This window comes from Streptomyces sp. YIM 121038 (assembly GCF_006088715.1).
In the GTDB taxonomy this organism is placed as follows: Bacteria; Actinomycetota; Actinomycetes; order Streptomycetales; family Streptomycetaceae; genus Streptomyces.
On sequence record NZ_CP030772.1, the window covers coordinates 92,779 to 113,513 of the forward strand.

Here is a 20,735-nt window from a genome sequence, read left to right on the forward strand (position 1 = left end):
AAGAACCCCATGAGCACGCCCCTACCGACCGCCCGCACCCACGAGCGTCTGATCCAGCGCCTGGCCGACGACGTCGGCAGCACTGCTGCGGCCGTCTCGTGGGCCCACGCGGCCGCCCTGACGCACCACTGCACCCGGCACGGCATGGTCTATCCCTCCGAACCGCCCAACTCGCCCGATGCGGTGCGCACAGTGCTCGCCGAGCTGGCGTCCTCGCATCCCAGCCTGGCTGACCTCCTCGACCCGCGGGCAGTCCCGCTGTGGACCGCGCCCCTTTCCCAGTCCGCATGGCCGGCCCTGCGCGACTTCCTGGATTCCGGAGACCTCGCCGCCGACGGGCCACACCGAGTGGACGGCTACCGGCTCGGCGACGCGTACCAGGCACTGTCGGCAGATGCCCGTAAGTCGCGGGCCCTGTGCCAGACACCCCCGTGGATCGCCGAACTCCTCCTGGAGCTCTCGCTGGAACCGGCGACCGACGAGGTCGGCCCGCAAGCCGTGCGCATGATCGACCCTGCCTGCGGAACGGGCCATATTCTGCTCCAGGCCTTTCACTCCGCTCGCTGCTACCGGCGCCGTGGCCGCGCCCCGGCTCCGTACCTCAGCACCGCGGCATCCATCGAGCGTGCCCTGCAGACGGTGCACGGCGTCGACCTGGACAGGTACGCCGTGCTCCTCGCCCGCTACCGGCTGCTGGCCACCAGCGCTTCCATCCTCAAGGTGCGCATCGACAGCCTGCCGCGCTTCTGGCCTGTTCAAGTGGCCTGCGCGGACTCACTGCTGGATCGAGACGAGCCGCTACTCGAGCGCGGCCGCTACCACGCGGTGGTCGGCAACCCGCCTTACATCACGGTGGCCGACGCACGGCAGCGCGACCTGATCCGCAAGGCGTACTCGCGCGTCGCGGCAGGCAAGTATCCGTTGGGACTGCCCTTCTGTCAGCTGATGTTCGAGCTCGCGGTTCCTGGCGGTCATGTCGCCCAGTTGACCTCTAATGCGTTCATGAAACGAGAGTTCGGCCGCAGGTTCATCGAGCAGTTCCTGCCGGCGTACGACCTCCGGATGGTGCTCGACACCTCGGGGGTCTACATCCCCGGACACGGCACCCCAACGGTGATTCTGCTGCACCGGGTTCGAGCGCCGCAGGGCAACACCGTGTTCGCAGTCAGGGGAGTCCGGGGCGAGCCGTCGATTCCCGAGGACCCGGCGCGGGGCAAAGTGTGGTCCGCCCTCGCCGAAGCCGTCCGACGCCGCCTGGCCGAGGACCGGTTGCGAGAAGCACTCAACACAACAAGGGGCATTGCGTAATGAAATAATAGCCAGTACGGTGTAACGAGCTTGCCGAACGGCGCCCGCGAAACACCCGCTGTCAGCCCCGGCGGCACCACCTCACTTCCACCTCCCGGAGCGTTCCTCCATGCCGACGGCCCGTCCAGTCATCGCGCAGCCGACACAGCAAAGCGGCCCTCCTCGGTACTGTCCCCGCCCTCGGGGCCAGGGGCTCGCGGTAACAGCTGCCGCCAGCATCGGCGTCGGAATGACCGCGCAGGCCGTGACAGCCATACCTCCGGCGGCCGGTGACGCAGCATTCCTTATCGCAACACTGGCCCGCATAACGGCTTGCACGGCGTACGGCACCGGCGCCATCGCGCTCATGATGCTCACCGCCGTCATGACACAGAGGCAGTCGAAGCGCCTTTCGCACACATCCCGCAGCAGCAAGGAATTCCCGTGACCAGCTCGCCCGCCGCCCCGGAAACGACCGCAGGGTCAAGTCCCGGCCGGGGCTCCATACGTCAGGCTCTGGATGCCGGGCTCCATCCCGCGACCCGGCTCCCGCTCGCTACTTGCGGAGAGTGCATCCACCTTCAGCGCAAAGTCCTCGCCGACCAGTCCGCACGCTCGAAGTGCGGCCTCCTGGTCGGCGTCGGCCGCCGCAATGGCGGCCCCGATCTCCGGAGTTCCACCCCCGCATGCAGCGACTTCACGAGGAAGGCCACCGCACGCCGGACCGTCGCCTCGGCGCACGTTGAAGCAGCCAACTGACCGAGCGCTGCCCAGCATCCATCCAGCACCGCAGTTCCTGAAAGCCCGCTGTAGCCCGGCGTACCAACGGCCTTCGTGTTCCACCCGGCGAGGTAGTCCCTTGATTCCCCTGAACCCCCTGGTTCCAGGGCGTGCCCACAGGCAGGTCGCGCTCCCCTCCACCCTTCCCTCTTCGCCTGACCTCGCCTCCCCCTACCGGCCGTTGCTCACACATATGCCGCCGCCCCTGGGCCATCAGACAGCCCTCGGCACCGCCGAAGCGGAGCGGCCTCCCCCCTACGCCCGCGCCGACCTCCGTTCAGCATCCTCGCTGGCGGACCGGATCACGACATCACTTGAATCGGACCACCGGAACGAACTGCGTGCGGCGGGACTACTGGGCCTGGTCCCCCTGTCGCTCGGCGAGGACGCCGATACTTCCCAACTGCCCCCTCCGCGCGGAGAGCTTCACGCCAAGGTCATGCTCGGGCGAGCCGACATGGTGGCCGCGGTCCGGCAGTGGCGCAGGCTCAAAGTGGCCTACGACGTCGATTCCGACCTGTCAGAGAGCCTGGCCGACATGGAAGTCGACACGAACTTCCCCGGCGAAGTCCTGCGACAGCTACCTCACCCCGATCCGCTGTTCATGCTGAGGAAGCCGGTTGTGATCCCTGACGCGGACGGGGCTCCCAGCGAGGTGCTGGGCTTCCTCGTGGTCGGCCGCCCGGCGCTGAACGGTGTGTGCAGTACGACCGACATCGCCGACGAACTGCCTCTGTACATGATCAGCGTCCTGGTTCGGCCAGCTCACGGCCAGCTCGGTTCAGCGCTGCTGTTCGCCAGCGCGGCAGCTGGGACCACCACGGTCAAGGAGATGGTCGACGCCAGTGTTCACCTGACCGAGCAAGCCGCGGAAGGGCCACGGATGGCACGCAGCGCCACCCACGACTACGTACGGCGCCTGTCCGCCCTCGTCATCTCACACATGCTCTATCTCTGCAGTGACCGGCCAGATGTGAGACCGACAACGGCAGTGGGCGCGCCGAGGGCGCACGGCAGCAGGAACGGGCGCCGCACGAGGATCTACCAGATGGGGTGGAGGCTGGGCCCCGCCATCTCGGCATTCCACCGGAAGGTCGAGCGACTGCGCGAGAGCACGGTGTCCCTCGGCGGCACGGTTGTGCCGCACATTCGGCGCGGCCATCTGCACATGTACCTCCACGGACCCAAAAAGGCCTGGAAGAAGACCCGCTGGGTCGCGCCCACGCTGGTCAACGCCGCCCTCTTCGGCGACGAAGCACACGGGGTAGTCGTCCCGGTCTTCTGACCGCCGCGGCGCCTCAGCCCTCCTCGACGGTGACGCCGGGTGGGGGCACATCACGCTCCCACCTACCACCGCCCGACAAGGAGAGAACCACATGCCCTCCACACGTCAGAACCACCTCCAGTTGTCTGTAGCCGACGTGATGGCCCGGCGCCGCGACATGATCGGAAGGCTCACCGACGCAGGCCTGCCGGAAGACCAAGCCGCCGCGGAGGTGGACGCTTTGTGTGTTGCCGCACGCGAACGTTTCACGCAGGACCTGGCGCGGCAGATCATCGAGCGGAGCAAGCGCCGCGACGCCGCCCTGGACTGGATCACCCGCGACAGCCTCGGCCATCAGCTCCGCGCGCTGACGGGCGCGCTGGCCTGCGCGCTGGGCAACCCGCAGGACACCAAGACGGCCCATGGATACGTACGGCAGCTAGCTGACCGAGAACCCGGCAGGTGATTGCGCACTTTTAATCCCCTTCGCGCATTTACCCAGCCTGGATGTTCGGCCACCGCATGACGTTTGTCGGCCAGGAGAGTCAGCTCGCTGGATGGAGCAGGAAGGCGTGCCCCGTGAACCGTCCGGCGGTCTGCGTGAGCGCGACACCAACGTCGTTCCGTTCCAGCCCGTCACCGGCGCGCCCCTGAAGACCACGCGGCAGGACCGGCGGCGAGTCCCCCCGTACCGACTTCGGCTGGGAGTTAATCCCTCTGCCGCAGCCCGCATGGCTTCTTGAACACCCGCGCCCACTCGCTCAGTTGCACCCATGCCGAGCGCATCCCGCTCGGCGCCCCAAGGGCCCAAGGGGATGCCCGCTCGGCCCGCGGGGCCCGTGCATGTCCGGGACCCAACCCCAGGCGATGCCCCTACGGCATACAGCCCTGGCGGAGAGCTCGTCTCCCCGCCAGGGCTGCATACGTCACCCGCAGACGTCCTCGCACCAGCGCGGCGCCGGCAGGGCGCTCCATCCGCCACCGCACCTCCCCCTTCGACAGGAGAACCCTTCATGACACCGGCCACCGCTCCGGACGATGCCGAGGCCGCCCTGGTCCACGAAGTCACGGCAGCCATCACGGCAGACGGCACCCTCAGTCCCGGAACGTTCAGCGTCGTCGTCTCCCATCGACGACAGCGGCACGCACTGACCACCCTGCGGGACGGCCAACGGGTCGTGCGCATCCTTCCGACGTCGACGGCACCCGTCATCGTGCAGTTCATCCGGGAGAACGCCGCGCGGCTGGAATCGGACGCCCAGCGAATGGCCGAACGGAGCCCGCAGCACCCGGCCAAACACCTTGCGGACGGCTGCGAACTCTCCTGGCTCGGCGAACGCATCCAGCTGCACCTGGTCGACACCCCCATCCCTGTGCAGCTACGGCGGGGGGAGAACGGCACCGGCTTCCTGATCGCCCACCGCGGCGACATCGCCCGTAACGGAGCGCGGCCGATCATCGAGTGGTACTCACGAGCAGGGCTCGCGTGGCTTGAGGCCGCGGCACCGGCCTCCTGGTCCCGGCTTCGTTGCCGGCGTCCGCTGCCGGCGCTGGCGGTGCGCGACTTCGGCCGCAGGTACGGCGGCGACTACCGTGCGCGCACGCATGAAGTGGCGCTGCACTGGGCTGCCTTCCAGCTTCCGCCCTCGCTCCTGGAGTACGTCCTGGTGCACGAGCTGGTCCATGCGACCCGCCCCCGCGGCCAGTCGCATGGCAGCGAGTTCCGGACGCGGCTGCAGCGTGTGATGCCCGACGCCCGGGCGCAGCAGGACGCGTTCCGGGCTGCCTTCCGGTACCTCTGGCTCGGCACCGAAATGGGTATTGCGTAAATATAATCTGACGCGTAGTGTCTAACTCGTCGGCCGGGCTGGTCTCCGATACCGCCAGGGCCTCTTCTCCCATACCCGCCGCGTGCCGTCAGGCCGCGCGTTCATCCGTGCAGGACTCCCCAGCATGAATCCACAGCTCCCCAGGAGCCGCCACGAGTGGTTCCCCTCCTCGGTCACCCTCGAACACCGCGGCCCGTATCCCGCCGAGGTCCTCGGCCACCGGCGCGACGGAATGATCCTTCCGCGCTTCACCGCCGCTACCGCCCGGCAGATCGCCGACGACACCCCCGCGGAATCGCCCGGCGTCCCGGTGATTCGGTTCACCAGCAACGCCGTTGAAGTTCTCGGCCCCGGGCATCCCCCATCAGTACTCGAGCACTGCACACCGGATGCGGCAGGCCAGTACGCCTTCGGCCACGGCACCCTGCCCTGGCGCGAGCACACGACCACCGACCCCTCACGGTTCACCCGCGCCCTGGAGGAGGCGCAGGCCAGCGGATATCCGCCCGAGACTCTCGACGCGTGGACCATCGCGTTCGCCGACCACGGCCACCGCATGGCGGTTCTCGCCGTCTTCCGCACCCCCGATGAGGACGCAGCCGCCTACGACGCCCTCTACAACGCCCTCTACTCCAGCGGACTGTCCTCCTACGAGACCACGGCCGTCCAGGCGGACCACGCCGAGCTCGCAGCCCGGCGGCACTTCAGCAGGGAGCGCGCCCGCCTCGCGCCCGGCGACACGGTGTGGCCGACGGTCGCTCCGGCCACACGGATCACCGCCGACCCGCACTGATCCCGCAGCGCGCCACGCCGCCTCGGCACCTCGATCAGCACCACACGAAAGACAGCACCACAGCCATGCCCCAGTCCGATCTCGCCGCCCGCCTCACGGCCGCACTCCGCTCCACCCAGCCCCAGCAGCCCGATCCCGCTCCGCCCGCCGCCGACCACGGCAGCGGCAACTGCAGCAACCCGGGATGCATCAAGCACACAGGCGTCAGCAACCCGCCCCGGTTCCTCATCTCCCGGCGCAACGGCGCCGACTTCGGCGAATCGGTCGCTGACGCCTGGTACAGGGCATGCGGCAGCAGCCGCATGGACATCCCGGCAGGCGTGGTCGCGGCCCTGGCCCTGTGGCCGACCAAGACGCGAGGCGCGGCTGGCGCCCGGCACCTCTCCAGCTTCATCGCCGCGCAGCCTCCGCGCGTCCTGGTCCAGGGCTACGCCGAGGTGTACGCGTCGACCTGGATGCGGCGGCCCGAGCTCATGGACGTCGCGGCGCCGCTCTTCCGCTGGACCGAGGAGGACCTCGGCAGTCAGGAGCTGCGCGGTGTCGCGGCCGTCACGCAGGCCGCACTGCGGGCCGGCGTGCTCCTGTACACCGGCGACAGCGACCCCTATTTCCGTTCCGACATCGACCTGATGTCGTGGACGATTACCAACTTGCGTCACCGCAGTTCACGCAAGGGCCTCGGTGAGTACCACACGCCCCCGGATATTGCGGACTTGATGGCCCGCATGCTGCTGGACCCGGGCGCCGTCAGAGCGAGCGGCGAGTCGTTCAACGAGCCGACCGCGGGCACCGGCGGCATATTCCGCTCCATGGCCCAAACCCTTCGGGAACGCGATGTGGATCCGCACAAGCACACGTGGGTCATGCAGGAGCTCGACCCGATCGCCGCCGCCGGAGCGGCGGTCAACACCGTGGTCTGGGACCTGGGCCCCAGGGCCGTCGTCGTGGTGGGCGACAGCCTGGCCGAGGGTGACTTGAGCCGCCAGGCCTTCGCCCATCAGCGGGCGATGCAGGCCCACCGTGACTCGATCCGCAAGATCGCCGCCTTCACCGCGGCCACCAGCAGCGCCAACCGGCTGCTCCGTGCCGTCACCAGCGAGCGCGCCGCATGACCGGCACCACGAAGCACGTCGATGATCCGGACTCCCGTCCGGACCTGACGTGGCTGCCCTCAGCACGCGCCCGCCAGGCGTTCCTTCCCGAAGACCCGCAGGAGCACGCGCGGCGACTTATCAGCACGGTCGTCGCCCTGTGGCCCTCCGGCTCGGCACTGGAAGTCCCGCTGGGCACCACCGCGGCGCTCGCGCTGCTCCCGGCCGTCGACGCCGAAGCCCCGGAGCACGCTCACGACCTCGCCGCGCTCAGCCCTGATGATCTGGTGCGGGTGCTGCGGCAGATGTGGGCGCAGCTGTGGTTGGAGCAGCCCTACCTCGTCGAGCGGGCCCATGTGCTGTGGCGGTGGCTGGCCGATCCACCGAGGCAGACCGCCGCGAGTGTCACCGAGCTGACGCATCACCTGTTGCGTGCAGGCCTTCTGGAGTACGGCGCCGACCCCGAGCGGTACTTGGCCACCGACCTGCTGGGCCGGCTGATGCAGCAGCTGAGCAGCCGGGGTGAGAAGGGCTCGCGCGGCGCCTTCCATACACCCGACGTGGTCACGGACCATATGGTCGAGTACTTCGCTGATGACCTTCCGGCGGGCACGGTGTTCGGTGAGGCTGCCGCCGGGTCGGGGGCCATGTGGCGGGCGCAGGCCCGCCTGCTGCACCGCACGGGCCGGGACCCGGCCCAGTTTCGGTGGGTGGGCGCTGAGATCGATCCGCTCGCGGCCGCGGTCCTGGGTGCGAACAGTGTGCTGTGGCGGTTGGGTTCGGATGTGCTGATCGCCTGTTCGGATGCGCTCGCGGGTGACAGCGGCCTGGCGCAGGCTCAGCGCGAGCGTGCCGCGGCCACCGCTCACCGCGATGCGGCCATCACCCCCGACAGGTGATTGCGTAATGTAATTTTAAGATGTAGAGTTCTATTAGCGATTGAGTGCGCCGATCGGCAGCGCTCGCCGCTCCATCCCCGCCCGGTCCCGCGCATCCTCCACGGCCGGGCCCTCTCAACCTCTGCATCAAGGTACGAACTCAATGACCACGCACGCCCTCTCAGTTGCCATCGCCGCCACCTCCGCGGCGGTGCTGCTCACCCTGACCGTCAATGTCGCCGCCAGCAGACACCGCCGGGCGAAGACGAACCGCTGGCTGCTCGCCGCGTCCGGCCTCTTCGCCTGTGCTGGTGTCCTTACGGCCTTCACAGGACCCGGCCACGGGCCCGGCAGCGGTGTGTACACAATTCTGTCCAGCCTCTACTTCGTCGTGGCTCAGGACTTCGGACGCCGCCGCGCGCCCAGGAAGCAGTCCACCAAGGGCTCGGAGCACTGATATGAGCGCCCGCCACCTCCTCGTCTGCCTTCCGCCCCTCGACGACCCCCAGCAGTGGGCGGAAGAGATCGACGCAGCTCTCGCCCCGCACTCCGGCGACATCGCCAGCTGGAGCATCGAGCGGCGTTACGACACTCATCTCGCCCTCCGGCCGGAGGCCCAGCAGGGGTCCGGCCTGGTGGTCCAGAGCCAGCGGGCCCGGACGTCGTGCCGCTCTCGTTGCAGCGGCGCACGCCGGGGCCTCCTGGACTTCGGCGCGATGCGTACTGAACACGCCGAGCGGGCCGCGCGTCTGTACGGCGCGTGGGAGGCGGCCACCGCCGCCATGGCTCCCGCATCCCCCTTCAGCCTCTTCGGCCAGCGCCACCCTCAGAATCGCCACCGGGCCCGGGAAGAGTTCCTGGCCCAGCCGCAGTTGCAGGTCCTCCACGACATCGGTGTCCCCTTCGCGCGGCACCAGGACGCCGAGGCTGCCGCCCTCGTCGCGCTGGACCAGGAAGCGTTCGTCTGCCGCGCCCGGCAGCGGGCTGTGCCCGGCGACCTGCTGCTGACGGAGCACGGCGACCTCCACGTCAATCCGGCATTCCTCAACTCCGACGACGCCGACGAGACAGGAAGCGCCCGCTACCTGGCCCGGGCTAACCGGTATCTCGACGAACTCGGGTCCGATCACCTGGTGTTCAGCCTCCACGGCCGACCCGCCGAGTAGTCGGCGCAGGCATCCGAGGCCGGACAGGCGGCGTGCTCGCCGTGCACCACTTCTCACCCCGCAGGACCAAGGACCACCATGCACACCAGAAGGACCACCGCGACCCCCGCCGCTCTCGCCGCACGCACCGTCAGCAAGCCGTGCGCGCGCTTCGAGCATGACGGCACCCCGTGTGGTCGTCTCACCGACCGCCGCGACCAGTGGTGCGGAACGTGCGCGGGCTTCCACCGCGCCCAGCGGCCGAAGCCGAAGGCCGCGGCTCCCCGCAGATGCGGCAGGCAGTCGGTCGTCGATGCCCCCGAGCCGCTGCCGCTGGAAGCAGATGACGCGCACGACCCTCACCTGAACGTCACCCGCCACGCCATCGACCAGTACCGCCAGAAGCACGGCGGCGACGCCCAGGCGGCGGAGACCGAGATCCGCTCTCTGCTGGAGAACCTCATCACAACCGGCGAGCACCGGCATCTGGAGCGAGGCTCCTGGCATGCCTGGCTGCTGCAGGCCGACGAGGGGTTCACCCTGATGCTCTCGGCCGATGCTTCTTTCGTCATCGGCTACAGCACCGCCCACCGCGAGCGGACGTACGCACAGGTCAAGACAGGAGTGCCGAGCCGGAGTCGAACCAGGGAAAAGGCCTGGGTCCTCCAGCTCCAGGACGGTCTGCCCATCCGGTTTCCCAAGCTGGTCCTGCTCCGCTTCGCCAGGGATGTCCTCGGCATCAACTTCACCCGCTCGACGGGAGAGCGCGTCGTCGCGGAGATTTTCGCCCGCAGCCAGCAGGTACTGCCGGACCCGCCGCCGAGCAACGCGGGACGCCGCAGGGTGACGGACCAGGACGGCCTGAGGTGGCACTTCCACTACGAGCCCGGTTCGCACCCCACAGTCAGCCACCTTCTATGGGAACAGGGACACGGCCCCGAAGCCGCCAAGGCGCAGGCAGAGAAGAAGTGACGGCCGGAAACGGCGCGGCGGGCTGCCCGCCCGCCGCGCCGTTTCCTGCGCCGGTCCCCGAGCGCCACGGCCCCGGACGGCGGGTCCGGTCACTGAGCCCACGGGGCGCCCGCCCCGCCCGGCCCGTTCGTGCTCTGGAGCGGCCGGAGACAGTGACGTGCACGAATACCGGCCGCCCTCCGGGAGATGAGGGCTGATGAAGGTGGTCGTGCTGACCTGGTGGGATGTGTCGGCCGAGTCCTATGCGGACGACTTCGGATGTGAGGTGGGCGATGCCTACTGGCAGGTCGAGCAGTACGTGAGTGCAGCCGCGCAGGAGATCCCGGAACTGCTGGACGTCGACGGCTACGTATTCGGACTGCCCTCCCCGCCGCAGGGTCCGATGCAGTTGGACGGCCGGGTGCGCTTCGCGCTTCACCAGCGCGTGGAGGTCGACCGTGAGCGGTGGGCCGGGGCACGGCAGCTCGACTCGCGCGGCCCGGTCCGTGGTGATCTCGCCGAGTACGTGATCTGGTTCTGGTACCACCTGGGCGGCATCGCGGAGACGGACGCGGTGATGCGCGCCCAGTACCGGGACGGGCGCGGCGGGATCGTGGCCAAGACATTGCGGCCGAAAGACCGGCATCGGAGGTAGGAAGAGGGGAGCGGGGCGTCTGCGCCATCCCGCCTGGGCTGGCGGGTACGTCCTGCGGCACGCCCGCCGGCGGCCGGACTCCGCGGCCATCGGCATATCCCGGCCTTGGTGACGCTCGCACCCCCGACCCCACAAGGGGTATTGCGTAACTCAAATCTGCACCGTACGGTAATACCCGAGAGTGTGACTTCGCCGCTCTCGCCTCCTCAAAGGACTTCACTGTGCCCACACTTGACACCCTGTTCAGCCCTCAGGCGCTGTCAGCGGCAATCGGCGCCGGTCACGTCACCCGCACCCGCGATGCTGCCCTGGGCCTGTCGCTGTACGCCTACACCCGCTCGTGCCAGTACGACCACGCGTGGAACGAGGTCACCACCCGCTGTCGCGGACTGGTCGTCAGTGACGCCGACGGTACGGTCGTGGCCTGGCCGCTGCGGAAGTTCTTCAACACCACAGACCACACACGAGGGGTCGACTACGCCCCGCCGCTTCCGTCGGGCCCCTTCCACATCTACGACAAGGTCGACGGATCACTCGGCCTGATCTTCTTCTGGCGCGGGCAGTGGCGCGCCGCCACCACCGCCGCCTTCGGCTCACCCCAAGCCCGCTGGGCGCAGAGCTATCTCGCCGGGCGCGACACCTCCGCCCTGGTGCCGGGCAACACCTACATCGCTGAGATCGTGTACCCGGACAACCGCGTGGTCGTCGACTACGGAGACCGGCAGGACCTGGTGCTGCTCGCGGCACACGACGCGCACGGGGCGGAGCTGGACCTCGACCACGCCGCCGGTCACTGGAAGGCCGTCGGTTCGGTGGTGCGGCGATGGCCGACGATGCCGCTGGACCAACTGGTCCAGCTCACCGGCTCAGACATCCTCCCCGATGGGGGAACGGCGCGCGGCATTGACACCGAGGGCTTCGTGGTCCACTTCGTCAACGGTCCGCGCGTGAAGGTCAAGTACGGCACCTATAAGCAACTGCACCGGCTACGGAGCGGTGTGACCGCGCGGAGCATCTGGCAGCACCAGGGTGCGTCGCTGTACGCCGGACACGGTGTGACGGAGCTCGGCAAAGCGCTCGACCTCCCCCGCGCCGAGATCCGAAAACTGCTTGCCGACGGAGACCCGCTGCGGACGCTGCTGAACCGCGTTCCGGACGAGTACGACCCCTGGGTGCGCAGCACCCTGAACGACTTCGCTCAACGCGCGGCCACGCTCCGCCAGCAGATCGACGACACCTTCCGCGCCCACGCCTCTCTGCGGGATCGCGGAGCCTTCGCCCAGTCGCTACGTACCGCGCCCCCTGCCGTGCGTTCCGGTGCGTTCCGGCGTTTCGACGGCCTGAGTACCGACCTCGTGGTCTGGCGCGCGCTGAAGCCGCAGGCCACCCACTGACCGCCTCCGGGCCAACCGGCCCGAATCACCGCCAGCCCTCACGCGCCCGTATCTCGGAGAGCACGCAGAATTCCCGGACCGGACGCTCAACAGCTCGCTGCGGCAGGCCCATAACGCCGGATGCAAGATCCCCCACGGCTGTGTCGGCGTCCGCCGCCACCATGCCCCCCCGACTCACCCTTCGCTGACCACCCCTGTTCCCCGTAGGAGCTGAACATGGCACTCACAGAGCTGTCCGACACCGCCCTCGCCCATCTGCGGAAGGCCTCCGCCGACCCGGACGGGCACCTGCCCTCGAAGGTCGGCCCGAAGCTGCTGCGCCTCTTCCTCATGGAGAGGTACGCGTACCGGAACGACGCCGACGGCTACGTTCTGCCCGCGGAGGACGCCCTCAAGGATCTCGCGGCCCGCGACGGCCGGTCACGGCCGTCCGTCATCACCGTGAAGGGCCGCCGCGCGGTCCTCAACGAGGGGCAGTTCACGGCCCTGTCCCAGGAGGTGGACCAAGACGGCCGACTGAGCCCGACCGTGCCGTGGCCGACGGTAGACGCGCTGGTCCGCCTCCAGTTGGTCCAGCGGCGCGACGAGGCCGGCAGGCCCAAGCCTGACGGAGTGCCGTTCCGCACCGAGCTCGGGGACGACGTAGCGAACACCGCAAAAGGCATTGCGTAATGTAATTTCATTGAGTACAGTTTTAGCAACTCGGGGTACGTGGACAGGGCAGTGGCCGGGGCATGCCGAGTGCATCGAGTACGGCTTCTACACCCGCATCGGGCCCCACGGGTACGAACAGTGCGGTCCCGGCACTCCCGACGCGCTGCCCGATCTCAGCCGCCTGCGCGATGAGCGCCGGGGGCCGTACGCACCCAGCGCATGGTCCGCCCCGCCTGACCGCGGCGACCGCTCCCACCAGGAGCCTCGCTCAGTCGCAGGCCCCGACCGGCAGCTGAGCACGCACGCCCTCCCCCCCTGACTGGAACATCATGCTCTACCCGCCTTCCGCTCCCGACCCCGCCGCCGTTCCGCTCCCCCACCGTAGGGACTACCTGACCAACCTTCGTCGGACAGAACCGCACGGCTGCGCCTGGTGCGGAAAGCCCGTCGATCCGCCCGTCTTCACCGGCTCGTACTGCTCGGAGGGGTGCCTGCAGGCGGACATGGAAGGCATCGAGGACCAGCTGCCCGCCTTGCTCCTTCAGCCCGGAAACGGGCCCAGCTCGGCCTACGTCGCGCGCAAGTTCACCGCGTACAACCGCGCCTACGGCACCCGACGATCAGCGGCTGGCTTCCCCGACGGGCACCAGCCCCCGGGCCTGGACTGGACGATCCTGCGCGCCGCTGACTCAACCCCTTCTCCGTGCCCCGTCGCCGTCCGCGCGCTCCGCGAGGTCCCGGCCGGTTCCCGTCCTGCTTGCCACGGCCCGCGCCGGGCGCTCCTCGTCCACTCGCACTGCCAACACGGATAGGACTCACGCCCGCCCGGCGGCCCAACCAGCTCTCCCTTTCCAGACCGATGCGCCGCTTCCGCCCCCTCGCCGACTCCGAAAGTACCCACACCATGACCACCGACCGACCACGCATCGTCAACCTGTCTCCTGCCGATCCTGCCCGTCCTCAGCCCGGCCGAGCCAACGGCGCGGAGGCTGACCGCGCGGAGAACGCGGTCCTGACCGCCTACCTCGCCCACCTGACGGCCAAGGGACACCATGTCCTGCGACACCGCGTCGTCACGTATCCCGCCCTGGCCTCCACTGACCTCTTCGACAGGACTGCCGGGGAAGTGGTGATGGCAAGTCACCGCTCCGACTACCACGCGCTCATCAGCGCCCACGGGGTGCTCAGCGACTGCGCGCAGCACTTCCCGTCGGCCCGCCGCGCGCTGCTGCTCACAGCGGAGCCGGGCCCGGCCGCACGAGAGTTCCTGTCCCACCATCAGATCATCGCGATCTGGCCCGAGGGCGAGTCCTTCGTGCGCGCGCACCCGGCAGCCCGGGGCAGCTGAACGTGAGCCGCCAGAGCGTCGGCCCGCCGTCGACGAGAGCGCAGGAACGCGCGTGGCGCGCGGCGGGTCTCCTCGTCGATGTCGCCGGGCGTGTGCTGCCCGCCACCGCCCGGCCCTGCACCTTCTGCGACGGCCAGGACATCAACGACACCTGCCCGGCCTCCATGGCCTGCCCCACCTGCAGTGCCACACCCCGACAGCGATGCCGACGCCCGAGCGGCCACATCGCCGAGCAGTGGCACGCCGGGCGGGTCCGCGCCGCCGACCTGGAAGACCAGCGCCGCGAAGGCCACGGCGACACCACTCTGCCCGCCCGCTGGGCCAGCACCCAACTGGCCCCCCGCACGAGGAACACGATGATCATCGAGCACACGCAAAACAACTCCACAGGAACATCGCCTTCGTCCGATGTTCCGCGGCCCGGCGCCCCGGACCGGCCGCGTACGGCCAAAGCCTCCACGCCCCGCATTACCCCCGCCCAGCGCCGTGCCCTCCTCGCAGGGGCCAAGGACCCGCTCGGGCTACTGCCCAAGTTCGTGAACCTGCGGACCCTGAAGTCCCTCGCCGACATCGGCTACGTCGGCCTGGACCAGAGCCGAGAGATCCTCCGCGGACGGGAGGCGACGCGGGACGCGCTGGACGTCTGGGGTGGCGCCCTGACCGAAGCCGGCTGGCAGCGGGCCCGGGCCGAGGGCGCGGGCAGGTTCCGCATAGTGGAGTACGAGCGGGTTCGTCTGGAGCACTCACAGCCTGAGAATCCGCATCTCAGCAGGTCAATGACGGTGCCGGCCACCCCGAATCCGGCGCGTGGAATCTCAGCAGTAACTTGCATAATCTGCGAGTGATCGCAGTAATATGCGTTCTTGTGTCAGATTCTGAAAGTCACGTGCTGACTCTCGTGCGCCCGACTGCGGATCCGAAGGCTGGGATGGACCCGGCCGACGTATCGGTGGAGACCGGGCTCGCGGACGTGGTCACGCTCCAACGCCGACGCCAGGCGCGGATCTCGGTGCAGGACGAGGAGAGCTTCTTCCTCGACACGCTGTCCGAGTACCAGTGGGCGCGAGACGTTGCAGGACTGGCTCCAACGACGCTCGACGGGCTGATCAAGCCGGTCATCGAGGTCTGCGAGTTCTACGGCACCGTGCCGTGGCATCTGACGCCCCGCGAGGTCGACCGGTACTTCGCCGGGCCGGGAAAACGGGCCCAGTCGACCCACCGGAACAAGATCAAAAAGATCGACGCGTACTACGCGTTCCTGGAGCAGCGGTACGCCGGCGAGATCATGCGCCGCTTCGGGGCCGCCGTCGAGTCACCGATCGACCCGTTCAACCGGCCACGCCACCGCGGAGACTTCGGGCTGCGCATCCCGCCCTCCCAGGCGGCGATGAAGGACTTCTTCGGCCGGTGGCGCGAGGACCTGCCGAACGCCAGGAAGTATGCGGTCGCCTGCCGCGACTACGTGATGACGAAGATCGCCTACCTCTCCGGCGTCCGTGCAGCGGAGCTGTGCGGGGTGTGCCTGGGCGACATCCACTGGGAGCACGGCCAGTGGGGCCGCTTCGTCGTCCTGGGTAAAGGTGCCCACGGTTCCGGGCCTCGGCCGCGGGAGGCGTACCTCTTCCAGGAGGGGCGTGCCCTGTTGTGGTGGTACATCGAGGAGATCCGGGGCGAGTTCGGCGACGACGCAGAGCACCCGCGGGCGCCACTGTGGCCCTCGGAGCGAAAGTCGAAGGCGATCGCCGACCTGAACGTGCCGATCGCGCCGGCGATCGTGGCGTCGACGTTCCAGAAGGCGCTGCACGCCGCCGCAGCCAACTACCTGACGGGCCCGGTCAACGACCTCTTTCCGCACCTGCTGCGCCATGCCTGCGCGACCCACAACTATGAGCGTGGGATGACACTTTGGGAGATCCAGAAGGTCCTCGGACACGACTGGGCAACTACGACACTTCGGTACATGGCGACTGCGCACGCTGACCCGGAGCTCGCGAATCTGGCGGCGAGCTCCCGGGCCGCCGAGCGACTGGTGATGGACAAGGGGAACCTTCGGTGAAGTGGAATCTACGGATGGTGGCCGCCCAGCGGGATCTGTGGCGGCCGACCGAGGTGCTCGCCGCCTTTCAGCAAGTCGGGTTCAACCCGTCGCTGAGCAAGGTGGCCGCGCTGTGGAACGGCACGCCGGTCACGGTGCGCCTCGATGACCTGGACAAGATGTGCGCCGCGCTGAACTGCACGGTCGCCGAACTGATGCAGGCCGAGCCTCTCGCGGCGGGCCAGGCCACGTCGGAAGTCGGGCAGCGCGCGGTCGGCGCCGAGGAACAGCCGTCGGCAGGCCCGGTTCGGCCCGTGCCCCGGGGCCGTCGTGGTGCGGGTCCGCGTTCGCTTCCGCCGAGCTGAGGGGCTGGCCGGTGGCGGTGAATCGTGGCGAGGGCCTGGCGCGGAGCTGCCCGGTGTGCCTGGGGTGGCTGGTGGTGCACTGGTACCGCGTGTGCGGCGGGTGCCGGACCTGGGTGCGGAGGTACCCCGAGCGCGGGGTGTGCCCGCGGTGCCGGCACGAGGCGCACCTCAATACGGACGGCCTGTGCAAGCCGTGCCTCGTAGCGATCCGTCTCGAGGAGGACGCCGAGTGGGCTCTGGGACTGGAGGAGGCGCGGCCGCGGCCGGTCCAGCTCACGGTCGGCGGTACGTACGGCGACCTTTCGGTGTCGTCTCGACCCCTGCGCCGCCCCACCAAGAACGGCTTGAGCGTGGGCAAGGAATGGTGGACCAAGCTCCGCCAGCAACGTGCCGTCCCTGCCGGTCCGCTGGTGCTGGAGCCGCAGGTCCAGGGCCAGATCCCGCTCTTCACGGTGCCACGGGTGCTGAGCGACGCCACAGCCACAGCAATCGCCGATCGGACGGTCGCCGGGTGGGAGGATGCCCGGCCGGTGATCGAGGCGATGCAGGCTGAGCACCGGTTGACCGTGGCCTGGCGCTGCAAGATCGGCGAGATGGTCCGCCTGGCCCTGGCCGTGCGTGAGGCAGAGGGCGCCGAGGGCCTTCCCGAGGCGATGCTGCGGGACCTGCCGGGCAACGGGGACGCGGTCCGCCTGATCCTGCTGCGGACCGGTCTTCTGGACGAGGCGCCCGAGCCCCTGCGCTTCTCTAGGACGAACCAGCTGACGAACACCCCGTACATCACCGCTCCGCCGCCGCTGCCGCCCCCGGCGCCACGCCAGTGCTCGGACTGCGACGCCTGGATTCCCGCCGGCCGACGGGCAGGGTTCGTCTGCGATCCGTGCCGGCACTGGCGGGAGCGGAACCGGCGGGGGCGGTGCTGCCGCTGTGGCCGCGACGGCCTGGCGCTGCGCGACGATCGCTGCCGCAGCTGCCACCCCTACCGGCTCCTCGACGAAGCCCGCCCCGCCACCCGGCGGTTCACGCAGCTGGTGATCTCGCTCCCGACCGGCAAGGGCGGGCCGTTCGAGGCGTTCCCGGTCGGCGACCCCGAAGTGCCGGACTACGACGAGCGACGGCCAGCACTGCACATGAGCCGCGGTCAGCGGGCGCTGTTCACGATCCGGCGGGACTGGGCACCGGTGCTGCAGCGGCTGCGGAGCGCGCCTACCGGCGAGCCGCCGCTGACCGAAGCCGCCCGCCGCATGGTCGAGGAGTTCACCCAGGCACGGCCGGGGCAGCGGCCGGACTACAAGAAGAACACCCGCACGCTCACGATCCTTCTGTACTGGCTCGGCGCCGACGCGGTGATCCACGAGCGTGACGTGTACGACCTTGCGCGGATCGATGTCAACCTCGCGGCCAAGCCGGTCTGCCAGTTCCTGCGCGATCGAGATCTGCTGGTGGAGGATCCCGCCTTGCACCGGGACCCACATCAGGTGTGGATCGAGGACACCGTGGCCGCCCTGCCGGAACGCATGGCGAGCGAGGTCGCCACTTGGGTGACACTGCTACGTAGTCAGGGCCCCCGCGAAAACGAGCCACGCAGTTACGAGGGGATCCGCCGCTATCTCGGCGCCCTCCAGCCGGTCCTCACTGGGTGGGTCGCATCCGGCATGGTCACGCTGCGAGAAGTCACGTCGACCGACACGAAGTCGGCCGTGGAGAACTTGTCGGGCTATGCACGCCGAGGGCTTGCTATCGCCTTGCGCAGCCTGTTCCGGGCCCTGAAGCGGGAGCGGGTGATCTTCCTCAATCCCGCCCGCGATCTGCCGGTCGGCGACATTGAGGGCCTCCCGAGATCCGTGCCCTCCGACCTCCTGGCCGGCCTGCTCGATCAGGCCCCGACGCCGTTCGGGAAGTTCGTCATCGCGCTGGTCGCCGTCCATGCCCTGCCCGGATCCGACATCCGGGCCCTGCGGACGGAGGCCCTCGACCTGTCCCGCGGCACCCTCGAAGTACGCCGCGGTTTCCTGCGGCACACCCTGTACCTCGAGCAGTTCACGCACCAACTCGCCGCCGACTGGCTGACGTACCGGTACCAGCGGTGGCCGACGTCCACCAACCCCCACCTGCTGGTCAGCCAGAAGACCGCGGTCGATCCCGACCACCCGGCCGTGCATCCGGGCATGCTCCGTCTGGTCCTCCCGAAGGGGGTGACGCCGGAGGGCCTGCGTCAGGACCGCATCCTCAACGAGGCTCTGGAGACCGCCGATCCCCTCAAGCTGATGCGTCTGTTCGGAATCACCGAGCGGACGGCGATGCGCTACGTCAAGGCCGCACACCCCGAGCGGACAGCGAAGCTGCCGCGGTGAGCTCGAGGCACTGGGCCGGTAGTCGCCGGTGTATCCGCGCTCGCTCGAACGCCTCCGGGCACCAGCCTGTTGACGGGCGCGGCCGGTCAGGAGGCCGTGGAAGTGAGACGGTCGAGGACTGCGGCGACAGGGCGGGCAGCGCGGTGGGGTTGGAGTTCGTCGGCCAGATCGGTGAGCAGGCTGGTGCAGCGGCCGGACTCGACGAGCTCGGCGATGTCCATCGCCTTGACGGCGGTCGTGGCGGCCGCGTCAAGGTCGTGGCGGCGTGCCTGGGCGGTCGCGATCCAGGTCAGATACAGGACGCGGTCACGCTGGGCGCCGGGCTCCAGGGCGGTGAGTCCGTCCGTCAGGAGGCTCTCGGCCGTGGCCGGGCCGCCGAGGTCGAGGAACGCCCGGCCGGTCTCCGCCATGTGGGTTGGGCGGCACATCCAGTACGCCCAGTCCGGGTTCTCGTCGCCGGTACGGGCCCGTTCGTACTCCGTCTCGGCCTGGACCAGGAGGCGGGCGGCCTGCTTGGCGTCGCCGGTGGAGGCCGTGGCCCGCACCCGCCAGGTGTCGATCATCGCGGCGACCAGCGGCGTGGTGCGCGTGCCGGCGATGTCGCGGGCGGAGGTGAGTAAGTCGGCGCCGATCGTGGACTGTTCGTCGTAGACACATGCCAGGGCAAGGTTGGCCAGCAGATATGCGCTGTGTGCGGGATCGGCGGCCTCGGCGGAGGCGCGCAGGGCCGCGTGCCAGGCCCGTTGTGCCTTGGCGGTGTTGCCCGCGTCGAACTCGGCCCAACCTAGGAAGCGGGCGTACTCGGCGGCGAGGAAGTGGAGATCGGTGGTGAGCTGCCCGGTGTGGCGGGCGTGCCGCAGCAGCTTGGTAACCATCTTCAGGTCGGTGCGGGCGCTGGTGGTGCACGCGGTGCCGCCGAGCGAGTCGTCCAGATGCCACAGGGCGGTGAGGCGGGCGTGGATCGCGGAGGAGACCTCGACGCCGACGTAGCCGCCCTGAATGCCGCGGGCGATGGAATCCTGGACGTGCTCGGTCCACGTGGTGGTGAGGGCCTGGAGGACCGGCTCGGGCAGGAGCGGGATGTCGGCGCCGTTCGCGAGGGCGGGGTCGGCGGCCAGGTCATCGAGGGCGGACAGGGCGACCTCCGGGGTGAACGGGGCCAGGACGTCGGGTCCGGGCAAGGCAAGCAGAAGCCAGTTGGGCCATCCTCGCGCCCGCACCTGGTCCGGGTCGACCCCGTGTAAGTCGGCCATCGCGAACTGCGCGGGCTTCTCCGGCTCGACCCCGGCCTCCCACCGGGCGACCTTCTCGCGCCGGTACGCCATGCGTCCGTGGCCGAGCGCGGCGGCGCGTTCGGCAACGGCCTCGGCGTACGTTCTCAGGCTGTAGCCGGAGGCGACCCGCACCACGGCGAGCGGGTGTTTCGGCTGCTTGATGATCACGGGCATGTGGCTGTTGCACCCCCGGGTGGGATGGAGCCGAGCACGATCGATGCATTGAACGTAGCTGATCCGCCACGGAGTTGGAGCCCCGCCGACCTGCGAGGCGCGAGAGAGGCAACACCGAGGCAGCACTAACCCTTCTTCCCCGTATGGCTGTTCGGCCGTTTCCTGGAACCAGAGCCACCGGAACCGCGGCCCGGAGGCCCGAACCTCCCCGCTCAGAGGCCGCACGGGAGCCTGCACCGCCCCGTGCGGCCGAGGGGAGCTCCCCCGATCGACCGACTCGTGGAGGAACGTCATGGACACCAGCACCGAGTTCGAGGCCGTCGCCTACACCGCGCCCCTCCTGAGCACCCTGGGCACGGTCACCGGCGCCACCCTCGGCAGCGCCAGCGCCAACAACGCGGACGACACCGAGTACTGGCAGTAACACCACCGCGCTCCTGACCAGGGCGTACGTCTGAACGCGA

General features: G+C 69.5%; 21 protein-coding genes. 20 read left to right on the forward strand and 1 reads right to left on the reverse strand.

What is annotated here, in order from left to right:
• Positions 1-9 precede the first annotated feature (9 nt).
• From C9F11_RS43145 to C9F11_RS43240, 19 genes are all read left to right on the forward strand, one after another.
• Positions 10-1,308, forward strand: a complete 1,299-nt coding sequence (locus C9F11_RS43145) for an N-6 DNA methylase (RefSeq protein ID WP_138967769.1) — start codon at positions 10-12, stop codon at positions 1,306-1,308.
• A gap of 952 nt (positions 1,309-2,260) precedes the next feature.
• Positions 2,261-3,352 carry a hypothetical protein gene (locus C9F11_RS43155; RefSeq protein ID WP_138967773.1) on the forward strand — a complete coding sequence of 364 codons (1,092 nt, stop codon included), beginning with the start codon at positions 2,261-2,263 and terminating at the stop codon, positions 3,350-3,352.
• A gap of 91 nt (positions 3,353-3,443) precedes the next feature.
• Entirely contained in the window at positions 3,444-3,797 is a 354-nt protein-coding gene (locus C9F11_RS43160) for a hypothetical protein (RefSeq protein ID WP_138967775.1), read from the forward strand.
• A 547-nt stretch (positions 3,798-4,344) separates the two neighbouring features.
• Complete coding sequence (locus C9F11_RS43165; RefSeq protein WP_171076181.1) at positions 4,345-5,160, forward strand: YgjP-like metallopeptidase domain-containing protein; 816 nt, start codon at positions 4,345-4,347, stop codon at positions 5,158-5,160.
• Positions 5,161-5,284: 124 nt separating this feature from the next.
• Positions 5,285-5,953: a hypothetical protein gene (locus C9F11_RS43170; RefSeq protein WP_138967779.1), complete on the forward strand. Its 669-nt coding sequence runs from the start codon at positions 5,285-5,287 to the stop codon at positions 5,951-5,953.
• Positions 5,954-6,018: 65 nt separating this feature from the next.
• The gene (locus C9F11_RS47865) at positions 6,019-7,065 is read left to right on the forward strand and encodes an N-6 DNA methylase (protein ID WP_171076182.1); all 1,047 of its coding nucleotides are present in this window, start codon (positions 6,019-6,021) and stop codon (positions 7,063-7,065) included.
• Positions 7,062-7,943 (forward strand): N-6 DNA methylase, encoded by an 882-nt coding sequence (locus tag C9F11_RS43180; RefSeq protein ID WP_138967781.1) that lies wholly within the window; start codon positions 7,062-7,064, stop codon positions 7,941-7,943. The genes C9F11_RS47865 and C9F11_RS43180 overlap by 4 nt, the downstream gene beginning before the upstream one ends.
• A gap of 142 nt (positions 7,944-8,085) precedes the next feature.
• The gene (locus C9F11_RS43185; protein WP_138967783.1) at positions 8,086-8,379 is read left to right on the forward strand and encodes a hypothetical protein; all 294 of its coding nucleotides are present in this window, start codon (positions 8,086-8,088) and stop codon (positions 8,377-8,379) included.
• A gap of 1 nt (position 8,380) precedes the next feature.
• On the forward strand, positions 8,381-9,088 hold the full coding sequence (locus C9F11_RS43190; protein ID WP_138967785.1) for a hypothetical protein: 708 nt from the start codon (positions 8,381-8,383) through the stop codon (positions 9,086-9,088).
• A 78-nt stretch (positions 9,089-9,166) separates the two neighbouring features.
• Complete coding sequence (locus tag C9F11_RS43195) at positions 9,167-10,039, forward strand: hypothetical protein (RefSeq protein ID WP_138967787.1); 873 nt, start codon at positions 9,167-9,169, stop codon at positions 10,037-10,039.
• A gap of 196 nt (positions 10,040-10,235) precedes the next feature.
• Positions 10,236-10,673: a hypothetical protein gene (locus C9F11_RS43200; protein ID WP_138967789.1), complete on the forward strand. Its 438-nt coding sequence runs from the start codon at positions 10,236-10,238 to the stop codon at positions 10,671-10,673.
• Between the two features lie 221 nt (positions 10,674-10,894).
• On the forward strand, positions 10,895-12,067 hold the full coding sequence (locus C9F11_RS43205) for an RNA ligase (RefSeq protein WP_138967791.1): 1,173 nt from the start codon (positions 10,895-10,897) through the stop codon (positions 12,065-12,067).
• Positions 12,068-12,283: 216 nt separating this feature from the next.
• Positions 12,284-12,739 carry a hypothetical protein gene (locus C9F11_RS43210; RefSeq protein WP_138967792.1) on the forward strand — a complete coding sequence of 152 codons (456 nt, stop codon included), beginning with the start codon at positions 12,284-12,286 and terminating at the stop codon, positions 12,737-12,739.
• A 485-nt stretch (positions 12,740-13,224) separates the two neighbouring features.
• A complete protein-coding gene (locus C9F11_RS43215; protein WP_138967793.1) occupies positions 13,225-13,533 on the forward strand; it encodes a hypothetical protein in 309 nt (102 codons plus the stop codon).
• A 92-nt stretch (positions 13,534-13,625) separates the two neighbouring features.
• Positions 13,626-14,069: a hypothetical protein gene (locus C9F11_RS43220; RefSeq protein WP_138967794.1), complete on the forward strand. Its 444-nt coding sequence runs from the start codon at positions 13,626-13,628 to the stop codon at positions 14,067-14,069.
• A gap of 2 nt (positions 14,070-14,071) precedes the next feature.
• Positions 14,072-14,914, forward strand: a complete 843-nt coding sequence (locus tag C9F11_RS43225; protein WP_138967795.1) for a hypothetical protein — start codon at positions 14,072-14,074, stop codon at positions 14,912-14,914.
• A gap of 83 nt (positions 14,915-14,997) precedes the next feature.
• Complete coding sequence (locus tag C9F11_RS43230) at positions 14,998-16,125, forward strand: site-specific integrase (RefSeq protein ID WP_138967797.1); 1,128 nt, start codon at positions 14,998-15,000, stop codon at positions 16,123-16,125.
• Positions 16,126-16,139: 14 nt separating this feature from the next.
• Positions 16,140-16,469, forward strand: a complete 330-nt coding sequence (locus tag C9F11_RS43235; RefSeq protein ID WP_138967799.1) for a helix-turn-helix transcriptional regulator — start codon at positions 16,140-16,142, stop codon at positions 16,467-16,469.
• A gap of 350 nt (positions 16,470-16,819) precedes the next feature.
• Entirely contained in the window at positions 16,820-18,823 is a 2,004-nt protein-coding gene (locus C9F11_RS43240) for a hypothetical protein (RefSeq protein ID WP_346347493.1), read from the forward strand.
• Between the two features lie 86 nt (positions 18,824-18,909).
• On the opposite strand, the gene C9F11_RS43245 is transcribed toward C9F11_RS43240, so the two are convergent.
• The gene (locus C9F11_RS43245) at positions 18,910-20,271 is read right to left on the reverse strand and encodes a transcriptional regulator (protein ID WP_138967801.1); all 1,362 of its coding nucleotides are present in this window, start codon (positions 20,269-20,271) and stop codon (positions 18,910-18,912) included.
• A 292-nt stretch (positions 20,272-20,563) separates the two neighbouring features.
• On the opposite strand from C9F11_RS43245, the gene C9F11_RS49785 reads away from it, so the two are divergent.
• Complete coding sequence (locus C9F11_RS49785; protein WP_269078158.1) at positions 20,564-20,695, forward strand: hypothetical protein; 132 nt, start codon at positions 20,564-20,566, stop codon at positions 20,693-20,695.
• Positions 20,696-20,735 lie beyond the last annotated feature (40 nt).